We start from the raw sequence: 12,762 nt of genomic DNA, 5'->3' as shown, positions 1-12,762 counted from the left end.
AGACCTGCTGTACAACGATGCACAAGGCCGAGGCGCCGGGCCAGGTCGACCTGCGCCGCGCCCACTCGAAGAGGAGCCCCCATGCGCCCCAGCACCGCGCAGGGTCCGGCCGGCCCCGACACGTCCGTCGGCCACGGCGCGCCGGCAGGTCCCCCCGGCCGCCCCAGGCACCCCGCGTCGCCGGGAGTTCACGGCCCGGTCGGGGGACCGCTGTCGTTCGCGGCGGTGCGCCCCCTCCCGGCCGACGCCGTGCGGCTGCGGCCCACGGGGTTGCTCGGCGCGTGGCAGGAGCGCAACGGGGCCGCGACCATCCCGCACTGCCTCGACGCACTGGAGACGTCGGGCGCCCTCGACAACCTGCGCCGTCTGCTCCCGCCGACGGACCCGGAGCGGCACGGCGGCCCCTACCGGGGGTTCAACTTTGCGGACTCGGACGTGCACAAGACCCTCGAGGCGCTCGCCTGGGAGGCGTCGCGCACGGGGAACGGCACCGCCGGCACGCCTGCGCACGAGGAGACGGCACAGCGGATCATCGCACTGCTCGCGCGGGTCCAGGCGCCGTCCGGCTACCTGGACTCGCACGTCCAGGGCGGCGCGGCGCCGTTCTCGGAGCCGTACACCGACCTGCGCTGGGGCCACGAGCTGTACGTGCTCGGCCACCTCGTCCAGGCGGGCGTGGCCAGGGCACGGACCACCGGGAACGACGACCTGCTCGACGTCGCGATGGCGTGGGCCGACGACGTGGCGGACCGCCTCGACGCCGGCGAAGCGCTGTTCTGCGGCCACCCGGAGGTGGAGTCGGCGCTGGTCGAGCTGTCCCGGGAGACCGGCGACGCGCGGTACCTCGCCGCCGCGCGCCGGATGCTCGAGCTGCGTGGGCACGGTCGCCTCGGATCGGGCCCGTTCGGCCCCGCCTACCACCAGGACGCCACGCCCGTGGCCCGGGCCACGGAGGTCACCGGGCACGCGGTGCGCCAGCTCTACCTGCTCGCGGGCGTCGTCGACGTCGTCCTCGAGACCGGGGACGCCGAGCTGCTGGCCGCAGCGCAGCGACTGTGGGACGACGCCGCGGGGCGCCGCACGTACGTCACCGGCGGCATGGGCTCCCGGCACAAGGACGAGTCCTTCGGCGACCCGTACGAGCTGCCCCCCGACCGGGCGTACGCGGAGTCCTGCGCGGGCATCGCGAGCATCCAGTGGGCGTGGCGGATGCTGCTCGCCACGGGTGACGGGCGGTACGCCGACGCCGTCGAGCACGCCCTGCACAACGTGGTGGCCGCCGCGGTCTCGCTGGACGGCACACGCTTCTTCTACTCCAACCCGCTGCAGGTGCGCGACGGGCACGACGGTTCCGACGAGTACCAGGCGTCGGGGCGCCGCGGGTGGTTCGCGTGCGCGTGCTGCCCGCCCAACCTGGCACGGCTGCTGGCCTCGCTGCACACGATGGTCGCGACGTCGGCCGCCGACGGCACGGTCGCGCTGCACCTGTACGCCGACGCCGACGTCGTGCTGGGCGAGACGCGCCTGTCCGTGCGCACCGGGTACCCGTGGGACGGCGACGTCGTCCTGACCGCGGCCGCGCCGCTGCCGGCGATCGCGCTACGGGTCCCCGGCTGGGCGGACCCGGCGGCGGTGCGGCTGACCGTCGATGGCGTCCCCGCGCCCGTGGCGGTGCGTTCGGGGTACGCGGAGGTCCCCGCCGGGGCCCGCGAGGTCCGGCTCGAGCTGCCGCTCGAGGTGCGTGTCCTGCGCGCCCACCCGCGGGTGGACGCCGTGCGGGGTTGCGTCGCGCTCGCGCGGGGGCCCGTCGTGCACTGCTTCGAGCAGGTGGACGTCGACGCGAGCCGTCCTGAGCCGGGCGCCGTCGTCCTCGACGACGTCGAGCTCGACCTGGCCCACCCTGTCACGGTCGGCCCCGCGGACCCCGAGCTGGGGGTGGGCGCCGTCCTGCTGGCCCGAGGGCGCGCCCGCGGCACCGCGCCCGCACCGCTGTACGCTGCGGAATCACCCGACGCCGCCGATCCCGCGCACCCCGTGACGCTGCGTGCGGTGCCCTACGCTGTGTGGGGAAATCGAGGAGAGGGACCGATGCGGGTCTGGATACCGGCGGCACTGCCGGAGAGGCGGTGAAGGCGGTGGCCGTGACCATGCACGACGTGGCGCAGCGCGCCGGGGTGTCGATCAAGACGGTCTCCAACGTCGTCAACGGCTACCCCCACATCCGGCCCGAGACCCGGCAGCGGGTCGAGGAGGCGATCGAGCACCTCGGCTACCGGCTGAACACCACGGCCCGGAACCTGCGGACGCGACGCACCGACATGATCACCCTCGCCGTGCCGGAGCTGTCCCTGCCGTACTTCGCCGAGCTCGCCGACTCGATCATCCGCGCGGCCGAGGACGAGGGCCTCACCGTGCTCATCGAGCAGACCAGCGCGAGCCGCGAGCGTGAGATCGAGGTGCTGACAGGCCTGCGACGTCACCTCACGGACGGCCTGATCTTCTCCCCCCTCGCGCTGGGGCCGCACGACGTCGGGCTGCTGTCCGTCGACCGGCCGCTCGTCGTGCTGGGCGAGCGGATCTTCGACGCGCCCGCCGACCACGTGACGATGAACAACGTCGCGGCCGCGAAGGCCGTCACCCAGCACCTGGCAGCCCTGGGCCGACGCCGGATCGCCGTCGTCGGCGCGCACGAGGGGGAGCAGGTGGGCTCGGCGGCCCTGCGCCTGGAGGGCTACCGGCAGGGCCTCGAGTCGGCGGGACTGCCGTTCGACCCGGCGCTGGTCGGGGAGGCGGGTCTGTGGCACCGGTCCACCGGCGCCGAGGCGATGGCGCAGCTGCTCGACTCCGGGGTCGAGGTGGACGCCGTCTTCGCGCTCAACGACGCGATGGCGCTCGGCGCGCTGCACGCGCTGCACGCGCGCCGGATCGACGTGCCGGACGACGTCGCGCTCGTCGGGTTCGACGACATCGACGACGTGAAGTTCTCCGTGCCGACCATCACGTCCGTCGACCCGGGCCGTGAGGAGATCGCGCGCACGGCGGTCGCGCTCCTCGTCGAGCGGATCGCGGAGGCGGGCGTGCCACGGCCGTTCCGGCGGGTCGTGCCTGCGTCGCGGATCGTCGGGCGGGAGTCGACGGGGGACGTCCTCGAGGGCGGCGGCCAGGTCGTGGCCGCCGTGCAGCCCGGCGGCGTGGAGGAGATCGAGGACGCCCGGACCGCCTGAGCGGAACCGGCGCCCGGGAATCCGGACAGACCGGGGTCCAGGCGCCGGTGAGCGGCTGGGCCCGGGGAAGCCGGCTCAGGGCGGGTCAGGCCGGCCGGGCGTCGATGCGGTCCAGGCGGTCGTCGACGAGCCGGGCCGTGGCCCACAGCGGGAACGAGACGCCCGCGAGCACGGCCACCAGCGGGAGTGCTGCGCCGGCGAGCGCGGTGGCGCCGAGGACGACGACCACCGCGAGCGTCGTCGTCGGGCCGAGCAGCGGGGCGAGCAGCAGGAACCGCCAGGTCCGGGCGGCGCCGTCGCCGTAGCGGCCCACGACCCGGGGCCAGTACGCGAGCGCGACGGCGCTCCACGCCATCGCGACCACGAGCCCTACCTGCAGCACCGAGCGGGCGGGCCCGGACAGCAGGGTGACGGCCACGCCGTCGAGCCAGAGGAGCGCGGCCACCACCCACACCGGGGCGAACAGCAGGTTGGCGCGACCGAGCTCGGCGCGCCACGTGCGCCAGAAGGTGCGCCAGGGCGTCGGCCCGTCGGTCGTCGCCGCCGCGGCCTCGCTGCCCGCGCGCAGGGCGGGACCCAGTCCGGCGAGGACGCCACCGGCGAGCGTGCCGAGCACGACCATGACGTTGATCTCGACGAGCAGCGTGACCCACCGCAGCACCGCCATCACGCCGCCCGCCCAGCCGGGCACCTCCGCGTCCGCGAGGCCCCGGCGCACGGCGACGCGCGGGTCCTCGACCTGCGGGCCCGAGGGGTCGGTGGTCACGGGCGGTCTCCCTCCGGGGCGGTCTCGGGGGCCGGTCGGGGCAGCCTGGTGGCGAGCAGCGTGCGGCCCCGGTCGTCGAGCGTGCTCAGGCACAGCGTCGCACGCCCGCGCACTGCGTCCCAGCCAGGGTGGACGACGGCCGAGACGTGGGCGCCGTCGTCGGCGAGCCAGGCGAACCGGCCCGGCGCGACGACGCGGACGTCGGCACGGCGGGGCAGGGGGCCGATCACGCCGTCCTGGACGTGCGTCGCGTCGGCCCCGGGGGCGAACGACTCCCAGGGCCCGTCGAGGACCGTGGGGTCGGTGGGCCACCGGCTCTCGTCGTCCTGCTCGCGCCCCGTGCCGGCCCAGGGCTGCGGCGAGACGAGCGGCCACCCGTCGTGCGTCCAGACCAGGCGCCGCACCTGCACGCGGTGCTCGGTGGGGGCGTCGGCGTCGCGCACGTGGTGCACGAGCAGCTGCCGGACGCCGGGCGCGCCCGGGGCCGGCTCGGTGAGCACCGACGCGTGCCCGGGTCCGAGCAGACCACGGCCACCGGCCAGGCGGTGTCCCGACAGGACGGGGACGCCCACCGCCCAGGGGTCGGCCGCGGCAGCGTCGAGGTCAGCCAGGTCGAGCCCGCCACGGTCGCGGTACGGGCCGGTGACCCGGTCGGCCACGGCCGCCCGCAGGTGGTACGACCCCGCGAGGGAGTCGTAGGAGACGAGCAGCGCCCAGCCGCCGCCGGGCCGCGGGAGCACGAACGCGCCCTCCACGGCGCCGTCCGCGGCGCGCGGGCGGCGGGCCAGGCAGCGGCCCGGGGCGTCGCGCAGGGCGCCCGGGCGGCCCGAGACGTCCGCGACGTCGGAAGCCAGGAGCCCCGTCGCCGGGTCGAGCGGCAGAACGTGGACCCCGCCGAAGAACGAGCCGTACACGAGCCACTGGGACCCGTCCGCCTCCGTCACGACGTTCGCGTCGATCGCGTTCGGGTGCCCGAGCCCCTCGGGGGGCTCCACGTGGTCGCTGGCGACGACGATCCCGTGGTCCGCCCACGGCCCGGACGGGTGCGGTGCCGTCGCGAGCCCGATCGCGGAGCGGCGCGAGCCGAAGCTCGACGCGGAATAGTACATCCGCCAGCCGCGCGTCCCGTCCCTGAGGGTGACCTCGACGACCTCAGGCGCCCACAGGCCCTCGGCCCCGGACCAGTCCGCGGCCGGGCCGGGAACGCCGGGCAGCGCCCACCCGACGAGCTCCCACGTGACCAGGTCGCGCGAGCGGCGGATCGGGACGCCGCCACGCACCGGGCCGTCGTACCGCGCGTCGGTGGAGAACAGCCAGTAGGTGCCGTCGCCGTCGCGCACGACCGTCGGGTCGTGGACGTGGCGGCCCCCCCAGGCCGCCGTGTCGAGGGCGGTCCGGGTCTCGGTGTCGGTCATCTCAGCCCTTCGTCCCGGTGAGCGCGACGGACTCGATGATCTGGCGCTGGAAGACGAGGAAGACCACGAGGATCGGCAGGAGCGCCACCACGGACGCCGCCATGATCAGCGGGTAGTCGCGCTGCGTCGCGTACTGGACGTTCATGTTGGCGATGACCACCTGCAGGGTCTGCCGCTCGGGCGTGTTCAGGTACAGGATCGGTGCGAGGTAGTCGTTCCAGACCGCCATGAACCACAGGATGAACTGCGCGGCGACGGCGGGCCGGATGATCGGCATGATCATCCGCCAGAAGATCTGCCAGTAGGAGGCGCCGTCGATCTTCGCGGCCTCCACCAGAGAGTCCGGCACGCTGGTCAGGTACTGGCGCAGGAAGAAGATCATCACGATGTTGCCGAAGATCGCGGGGACGATGAGCGGCAGCAGGGTGTCGACCCAGCCGATCTTCGCGAAGATCACGAACTGCGGGATCATCAGCGTCGGGAACGGGATCATGATGCCCGTCAGCAGGCCGATGAAGATCGCGTTGCGGAACGGCAGGCGCATCTTGGCCAGGGCGAACGCCGCCAGCGAGCAGGTGAACGTGCCGATGATCGTCACCGTCAGCGACACGACGAGGCTGTTCTTGAAGCCGTCCAGCACGTACGAGTCCTGCCACATCCGCACGTAGGTGTCCCACTGAGGGAGCTCGGGGATCCAGACGGGCGGGAGCGCGAAGACCTCCAGCTTGGTCTTCAGCGAGGTGGAGAACATCCACACCAGCGGCGCGATCATGAAGACCGCCCCGGCGGCGAGGACGACCCAGACGGCGGAGTCGGTGATGCGCGAGCGAGCTCGGCGGCTCAGGTCCTTGGTCATGTCTTCTCTCTCGGCCTCAGTCGATGACGAAGCTGCTGCGCTTGTTCAGGCGGAACTGGATCAGCGTGATGATGAGGATGAGGATCCCCAGCACCACCGCCATCGCCGTCGCGTACCCCATCTGGCGGTACTGGAAGGCCTGCTTCCAGATGTGGAACACCGCGGACGCCGTCGAGTACTCGGGGCCGCCGGTGGGCGTCATGATGTTGATCTCGGTGAAGATCATGGCGCCGGCGATGATGTTGGTGACCACGAGGAAGAACGTCACCGGCTGGACCATCGGCAGCGTGATCGCCCGGAACTTCGACCAGGAGCCGGCACCGTCGAGCTCGGCCGCCTCGTACAGGGAGCGGGGCACCGACTGGATCGCCGCCAGGTACAGCAGCATCGAGTACCCGAGTCCCTTCCAGACCGCCATGATGATGATCGCCGGCTTCGACCACGACGCGTCCGACAGCCAGTTGGGTCCCTCGATGCCGAAGAACCCCAGGAACTGGTTCACGAGCCCGAAGTCGCCGTTGTACGCCCACTGCCACAGGATCGCGATCGCGGCGAGCGACGAGATCACGGGGATGTAGTAGATCGTCCGGAACGCCGTCAGGCCCATGATCTTGCGGTTCATGGCGATGGCCAGCGCGAGCGACAGGGCCAGGCCGATCGGGATGCCGATCATGTAGAAGAATGTGTTGAACAGCGACTGCTGGAACCGTTCGTCGTGCAGCAGGTTCGCGTAGTTCTCCAGGCCGATGAACTGCATGGGGCCGAGGCCGTTCCAGCGGGTCAGCGAGGCGTACAGCGCGAACCCCGTCGGGTACGCGATGAACAGGAGGTACCCGACCACCGGCGCGGCGACGAAGGCCAGCGCCCACTTCTTCTCGCTGCGGTGCAGGCGCTTCGAACCGCCGCCGGGCGTCGCCGGTGCGGAGGTCGGTACGGGGGTGCGAGGTCCGGTCGTGGCCGGCGCCGCGGTGGACGTCATCGCTGACTCCTTCGTGCGGGGTGCGAGAGGCGGGGGGGGGGGGGGGGGGGGGGGGGGGGGGGGGGGGCGCCCCCGCCCCCCCCCCCCCCCCCGCGGGAGGGGGAGCGGTGCGCTGCGGTCAGCCCGCGGCGCCGGCCGCTGCGGCCTGCTCCGCCTGCTCGTTGGCCTGGTCGAGGAGCTCCTGCATGCGGGGCTGGACCTCGGCGAGGTAGTCGGCGGCCGCGCGGTCGCCGTCGATCACCGGCTGGATGTTGACGAACAGCTCGTCGTACCAGGCGGGGCTGAACGTGAACGCGGCGGGCATGGCACGACCGTAGCTCTCGACGATGTCGAGGAACTCCTGGCGGTTGGCCGGCTCGGCGTCCGGCGCCGCGGCCCACTCCTCAGCGGTGTCGATCCGGTTCGGGATCTGGATGTTGGCGTCGACGAGCGTCTGCTGGGCGGTCTCGTCCGTGGACAGGTAGGTGGCCAGCTTCACGGCCTCCTCCGGCTTGGCGGTCGAGCTCGAGACGCCGATGCCGAGCGAGCCGATGTAGGTGGCGGGCTCACCGGACTTCCCTGTCGGCCAGGGCATGAGGTCGTACTCGAACTCGAGCTCGTTGTACGTGCTGACGTCCCACGGGCCGACGGGGAAGAACGCGATCTCGCCGGCCATGAAGCGCTGGTACGTGTCGAGCGTCTGCGCCTGCTCCGGGTCCGGGGTGACCTTCTCCTTGGTGGTGAGGTCCGCGAAGAACTGGAGCGCCTCGGCGAACTCCGGCGTGTCGACCGTGACCTGCGTGCGGTCAGCGTTGGTCCAGTCGCCGCCGTTGCTCCAGACGAACGACTGCAGCGTCCAGCTGACGTTGAGGCCCGTGCCCCACTGGTCGAGCTCGCCGTCGCCGTCGGTGTCCTGGGTGACCTTCTTGAGTATGTCGAGCCACGCCTCACGGGTCAGCGGCTCGTCCGGGTCGGGCAGCTCGACGCCGGCCTCCTCCAGCATGGTCTTGTTGTAACCGAGCGCCATCGGGCCCACGTCCTTCGGCAGGGCGTAGAGCTGGCCGTCAGCCGTGCCCTGCAGAGTGCCGTCGTAACGGTAGGAGTTGACGCCGTACTCCCAGATGTTCGCGAGGTCCACCCCCTGCGCGGCCACCTGGTCGGTGATGTCCATGAGGACGCCGGAGCTGACGTACGACTGCAGGCTGCCCTGCTCGACGTAGAAGACGTCGGGGACCTTGTTGCCGGCGACGGCCGCCTGGAGCTTCGTGGCGTACTGGTCGGCGTCCGTGACGATCACCTTGACCTTGACGCCGGTGTCCTCGGTGAAGCGGTCGATGGCGTCCTGGTAGGCCGCCTTCTCGTCCTCTCCGCCGCGGAACATGAAGGTGAGGGTGTCGGCGTCGTCGCCGCTCCCGCCACCTGAGCTGCAGGCAGTAACGGCACCGGCGGTCATCAGGGCGGTGACGATGCCGGCAATCAGGCGTGACTTCCTCATCACGGGGTCCTCTCGGAGATCCGGGCCGCTCCCGGGGCGGCTTCGCCCCGGACGGTTTACATCGATGAAGAACCATCGACGGCGCCAAATCTTGCACGAGCGGGCGCAGGGGTCAAGTGCTGCCGGTCACGGCTCTGCAACGATGAACGGCGGCCGGGCGGTGTGCCTGGTGCGTCCCTGGGTGTGTCGTCGCTGGCCACGACCGTTCCGGCCCGCGGCTTTACATCAGTGCGGCAGTTCGGTATCACCGCGGCAGTTCGAACTGCCGCGGTGATACCGAACTGCCGACCAGACCCGCCCGTGGCGCACGGGTGTGGCACCAGGTGGTCGGGGCTGGTGGGGCTGGTGGGGCTGGCGGGGCCGGCTGGATGACGGCGGCGTGGGCGCGGCTCGGGGCAGCTCGGTTGACGCTCCTGGCGTCACCAGGGCATGCTCGTGCACTACAACGATGTAGATCCGCCCGTGATGGGCGACGACGCCGACGAGGAGGAGCGATGCCCGACCCGTCGCGAAAGGGCACGAGGCGTACGGCGATCGCGACCGCGGCGACCGTCGCGGCGCTGGTCGTCGCGGGGGGCGCCGTGCTCGCGGTGACGCGGCCGTGGGAGCCGCGGCCGGAGCCGCTCGAGCTGTCCGGAGACCTCTCGGTGCACGACCCGGCGCTCGTCGTCGGCGAGGAGGGCGAGCCGTGGTTCGTCTACTCCACGGGGGACGTGCGCGTGGGTTTCGGTGCCCCTCAGGTCCGCCGGTCCGACGACGGCGGCCGCACGTGGGAGATGGTCGGCACCGCGTGGGACGCGTCGGGGGACCCGGCGTGGGTGCGCGACGAGATCGACGGCGTGCAGAACTTCTGGGCGCCGGAGCTCGTCGAGCACGAAGGCACCTGGTACCTGTACTACTCGGCGTCGACGTTCGGCTCGAACAGCTCGGCCATCGGGTTGGCCACGGCCACCACCCTCGACCCCGACGACCCGGCGTTCGGCTGGACCGACCAGGGCATGGTGCTGCGCTCCACCGCCGGCGTGGACGACTACAACGCCATCGACCCTGGCGTCGTCACGGACGAGGCCGGGGACCCGTGGCTGTTCTTCGGGTCGTTCTGGAGCGGCATCCAGCAGGTGCCGATCGAGTGGCCGAGCGGCAAGGTCGTGGGCGGCGCCGAGCCGGTGCGCGTGGCCGGCCGCTCGGGCGTTCCCGAGCCTGCGGTCGAGGCGCCGTACGTGGTCCACCGAGACGGTTGGTACTACCTGTTCGTCTCGTGGGACCGCTGCTGCGCGGGTGTGGACTCCACGTACTCGATCCGCGTGGGGCGCTCGCGGGACGTCACCGGCCCGTTCGTGGACCGCGACGGCGCGGACATGGCGCTCGGCGGCGGCACCCTGGTGCTCGCGACGCAGGAGCCGATGATCGGGCCGGGCGGGCAGTCCCTGGCGGCCGGGTACCTGGGGTACCACTTCTACGACGGTGCGGAGGGCGGCGCACACCGGCTGGCGATCCAGCGACTGGCGTGGGACGACGAGGGCTGGCCGGTGGCCACCGCTGCGCCGGCAGCCACGGAGGGTACGTCGGCCGGTCGCATCGGCTAGCATCGAGTCGTCGCGACTGGCGTACAGGTGGATCACCACCGGGGAGCGGCACGCTGTGCAGACGACGGGTCGTTCGCCTGGGCCCGTTCGCTCGAAGACGACACTGCCCGACCACCCGATGGCCGGCCACTGCCGGCCGACCGCCGTCCGACACAGCAGGAGAACGCCGCATGAGCACTCCCGACCCCACCTTCAACGCGCCGCTGGCCGAGCTCGACCCCGAGATCGCCGCGGTCCTCGACGGCGAGCTGGCCCGCCAGCGCGACACGCTCGAGATGATCGCCTCCGAGAACTTCGTGCCGCGCGCCGTGCTGCAGGCACAGGGCTCGGTGCTGACCAACAAGTATGCCGAGGGCTATCCCGGGCGCCGCTACTACGGCGGCTGCGAGCAGGTCGACATCGCGGAGAACCTCGCGATCGCCCGCGCCCAGGACCTGTTCGGCGCCGAGGCGGTCAACGTCCAGCCGCACTCGGGCGCCCAGGCCAACGCGGCCGTGCTGCACGCGCTCATCAACGCGGGCGACAAGATCCTCGGCCTCGAGCTGGCCCACGGCGGCCACCTCACGCACGGCATGAAGATCAACTTCTCGGGCAAGCTGTACGACGTCGGCGCGTACGGCGTCGACCCCGAGTCGTACCGCGTCGAGATGGACGAGGTCCGCAAGAAGGCGCTCGAGCACCGCCCGGACGTCATCATCGCGGGCTGGTCCGCCTACCCGCGCCAGCTCGACTTCGCCGCGTTCCGCGAGGTCGCGGACGAGGTCGGCGCCAAGCTGTGGGTGGACATGGCGCACTTCGCGGGTCTCGTGGCCGCGGGCCTGCACCCGAGCCCCGTGCCGCACGCCGACGTCGTCTCCTCGACGGTGCACAAGACGATCGGCGGCCCCCGCTCGGGCTTCATCCTGAGCAGGTCCGAGTACGCCAAGAAGATCAACTCGGCGGTGTTCCCGGGCCAGCAGGGCGGCCCGCTCATGCACGTGATCGCCGCGAAGGCGGTGGCCTTCAAGGTCGCGGGCACCGACGCCTTCAAGGAGCGCCAGGAGCGCACGCTGCGCGGCGCGCGGATCATCGCCGAGCGGCTGTCCCAGGCCGACGTCGCGAAGCAGGGCGTCTCCGTCCTCACCGGCGGCACCGACGTGCACCTGGTGCTCGTCGACCTGCGCCACTCCGCGCTCGACGGCCAGCAGGCCGAGGACCTCCTGCACGACGCCGGCATCACCGTGAACCGCAACGCCGTGCCGTTCGACCCGCGCCCGCCGCGTGTCACGTCCGGGCTGCGGATCGGCACGCCGGCGCTCGCCACGCGCGGGTTCGGCGACGCCGAGTTCACCGAGGTCGCGGACATCATCGCGGTCGCGCTGCGCGACGGCGCCTCGGCCGACGTCGACGCCCTCGCGGCGCGCGTCGCGAAGCTCACCGCGGACTTCCCGCTCTACCCCGGCCTCCAGCAGTAGCCCCTCGCCCTGGTGCCGAGCACGGGGTTCGGCGGGGATCCGGACGGCGAATCCCCGCCGGACCCGTGCTCGGCGAACGATCACCGCATGCTCGACGTGAGGACTTCTCGATGACGGCACAGATCCTGGACGGCAAGGCCACCGCAGGAGACATCAAGGCAGAGCTGCGCGAGCGCGTGGCGGCGCTGCGCGAGCGGGGGATCACCCCCGGGCTGGGCACCCTGCTCGTGGGTGACGACCCCGGCTCGCAGTGGTACGTGGCGGGCAAGCACCGCGACTGCGCGGAGGTGGGCATCGAGTCCCTCCGCGAGGACCTGCCCGCCGACGCGACGCAGGACGAGATCGAGGCGGCCGTGCGCCGGCTCAACGACGACCCCGCGTGCACCGGCTTCATCGTGCAGCTCCCGCTGCCGAAGGGCATCGACACCCACCGGGTGCTCGAGCTCGTCGACCCCGGCAAGGACGCCGACGGCCTGCACCCCACGAACCTCGGGCGCCTCGTGCTCCGGGTCAACGAGGAGATCACCTCCCCGCTGCCCTGCACCCCCCGGGGCATCGTCGAGCTGCTGGCGCGGCACGACGTCGACCTGGCGGGCAAGGAGGTCGTCGTCCTCGGGCGCGGGGTCACCGTGGGCCGGCCGATCGGCCTGCTGCTCACCCGGCGCGCGGTGAACGCGACCGTCACGCTCACGCACACCGGGACGCGCGACCTGGAGTCCTTGGTCCGGCGGGCCGACGTCGTCGTCGCGGCGGCCGGCGTGCAGGGCATCGTCCGGGCGGACTGGGTCAAGCCCGGTGCCGTCCTCATCGACGTCGGCGTCTCGCGCGAGACCGACCCGGAGACGGGCCGGTCGCGCGTCGTGGGCGACATCGACCCGGCCGCGCGCGAGGTCGCGGCCTGGTACTCGCCCAACCCCGGCGGCGTCGGGCCGATGACGCGCGCGATGCTGCTGGCGAACGTCGTCGAGACCGCGGAGCGGCTCGCCGGCTGACCACCGTTCCGGAGCG

General features: G+C 72.7%; 10 protein-coding genes and 1 riboswitch. Of the genes, 5 read left to right on the top strand and 5 right to left on the bottom strand.

The features are described from left to right. Positions 1-81 precede the first annotated feature (81 nt). Together LEP48_RS03980 and LEP48_RS03975 are read left to right on the top strand one after the other, a co-directional pair. Complete coding sequence (locus tag LEP48_RS03980; RefSeq protein WP_225564285.1) at positions 82-2,130, top strand: glycoside hydrolase family 127 protein; 2,049 nt, start codon at positions 82-84, stop codon at positions 2,128-2,130. Positions 2,131-2,147: 17 nt separating this feature from the next. Further along, positions 2,148-3,224: a LacI family DNA-binding transcriptional regulator gene (locus tag LEP48_RS03975; protein WP_225564490.1), complete on the top strand. Its 1,077-nt coding sequence runs from the start codon at positions 2,148-2,150 to the stop codon at positions 3,222-3,224. An 85-nt stretch (positions 3,225-3,309) separates the two neighbouring features. Here LEP48_RS03975 and LEP48_RS03970 read toward each other — a convergent pair whose 3' ends face one another. The 5 genes from LEP48_RS03970 to LEP48_RS03950 form a co-directional block, all read right to left on the bottom strand. Beyond that, positions 3,310-3,990 carry a YesL family protein gene (locus tag LEP48_RS03970; RefSeq protein ID WP_225564284.1) on the bottom strand — a complete coding sequence of 227 codons (681 nt, stop codon included), beginning with the start codon at positions 3,988-3,990 and terminating at the stop codon, positions 3,310-3,312. Continuing rightward, complete coding sequence (locus tag LEP48_RS03965) at positions 3,987-5,405, bottom strand: arabinan endo-1,5-alpha-L-arabinosidase (RefSeq protein WP_225564283.1); 1,419 nt, start codon at positions 5,403-5,405, stop codon at positions 3,987-3,989. Before LEP48_RS03965 ends, LEP48_RS03970 begins: the two co-directional genes overlap by 4 nt. A 1-nt stretch (position 5,406) precedes the next feature. Next, on the bottom strand, positions 5,407-6,261 hold the full coding sequence (locus tag LEP48_RS03960) for a carbohydrate ABC transporter permease (RefSeq protein ID WP_225564282.1): 855 nt from the start codon (positions 6,259-6,261) through the stop codon (positions 5,407-5,409). Positions 6,262-6,277: 16 nt separating this feature from the next. Next, positions 6,278-7,240, bottom strand: coding sequence for a carbohydrate ABC transporter permease (locus LEP48_RS03955; protein WP_225564281.1), 963 nt, complete (start codon positions 7,238-7,240; stop codon positions 6,278-6,280). Between the two features lie 118 nt (positions 7,241-7,358). After that, the gene (locus LEP48_RS03950; protein ID WP_225564280.1) at positions 7,359-8,714 is read right to left on the bottom strand and encodes an ABC transporter substrate-binding protein; all 1,356 of its coding nucleotides are present in this window, start codon (positions 8,712-8,714) and stop codon (positions 7,359-7,361) included. Between the two features lie 494 nt (positions 8,715-9,208). On the opposite strand from LEP48_RS03950, the gene LEP48_RS03945 reads away from it, so the two are divergent. From LEP48_RS03945 to LEP48_RS03935, 3 genes are all read left to right on the top strand, one after another. After that, positions 9,209-10,300, top strand: coding sequence for an arabinan endo-1,5-alpha-L-arabinosidase (locus tag LEP48_RS03945; protein ID WP_225564279.1), 1,092 nt, complete (start codon positions 9,209-9,211; stop codon positions 10,298-10,300). A 2-nt stretch (positions 10,301-10,302) separates the two neighbouring features. Next, positions 10,303-10,390, top strand: a riboswitch (ZMP/ZTP riboswitch). An 80-nt stretch (positions 10,391-10,470) separates the two neighbouring features. Continuing rightward, positions 10,471-11,754: a serine hydroxymethyltransferase gene (gene glyA / locus LEP48_RS03940; protein ID WP_225564278.1), complete on the top strand. Its 1,284-nt coding sequence runs from the start codon at positions 10,471-10,473 to the stop codon at positions 11,752-11,754. Between the two features lie 110 nt (positions 11,755-11,864). Further along, complete coding sequence (locus LEP48_RS03935) at positions 11,865-12,746, top strand: bifunctional methylenetetrahydrofolate dehydrogenase/methenyltetrahydrofolate cyclohydrolase (protein ID WP_225564277.1); 882 nt, start codon at positions 11,865-11,867, stop codon at positions 12,744-12,746. Positions 12,747-12,762 lie beyond the last annotated feature (16 nt).

The organism is Isoptericola luteus (assembly GCF_020297055.1).
GTDB classification, from domain to species: Bacteria; Actinomycetota; Actinomycetes; order Actinomycetales; family Cellulomonadaceae; genus Isoptericola; species Isoptericola luteus.
This window is presented reverse-complemented; position numbering and strand designations above follow the sequence as displayed.

Bases quoted from the DNA above. Each gene is read 5' to 3' on its own strand.
- LEP48_RS03980 (WP_225564285.1), top strand. From the start codon at position 82: ATGCGCCCCAGCACCGCGCAGGGTCCGGCCGGCCCCGACACGTCCGTC.
- LEP48_RS03975 (WP_225564490.1), top strand. From the start codon at position 2,148: ATGCACGACGTGGCGCAGCGCGCCGGGGTGTCGATCAAGACGGTCTCC.
- LEP48_RS03965 (WP_225564283.1), bottom strand. From the start codon at position 5,405: ATGACCGACACCGAGACCCGGACCGCCCTCGACACGGCGGCCTGGGGG.
- LEP48_RS03960 (WP_225564282.1), bottom strand. From the start codon at position 6,261: ATGACCAAGGACCTGAGCCGCCGAGCTCGCTCGCGCATCACCGACTCC.
- LEP48_RS03955 (WP_225564281.1), bottom strand. From the start codon at position 7,240: ATGACGTCCACCGCGGCGCCGGCCACGACCGGACCTCGCACCCCCGTA.
- LEP48_RS03950 (WP_225564280.1), bottom strand. From the start codon at position 8,714: ATGAGGAAGTCACGCCTGATTGCCGGCATCGTCACCGCCCTGATGACC.
- LEP48_RS03945 (WP_225564279.1), top strand. From the start codon at position 9,209: ATGCCCGACCCGTCGCGAAAGGGCACGAGGCGTACGGCGATCGCGACC.
- glyA (WP_225564278.1), top strand. From the start codon at position 10,471: ATGAGCACTCCCGACCCCACCTTCAACGCGCCGCTGGCCGAGCTCGAC.
- LEP48_RS03935 (WP_225564277.1), top strand. From the start codon at position 11,865: ATGACGGCACAGATCCTGGACGGCAAGGCCACCGCAGGAGACATCAAG.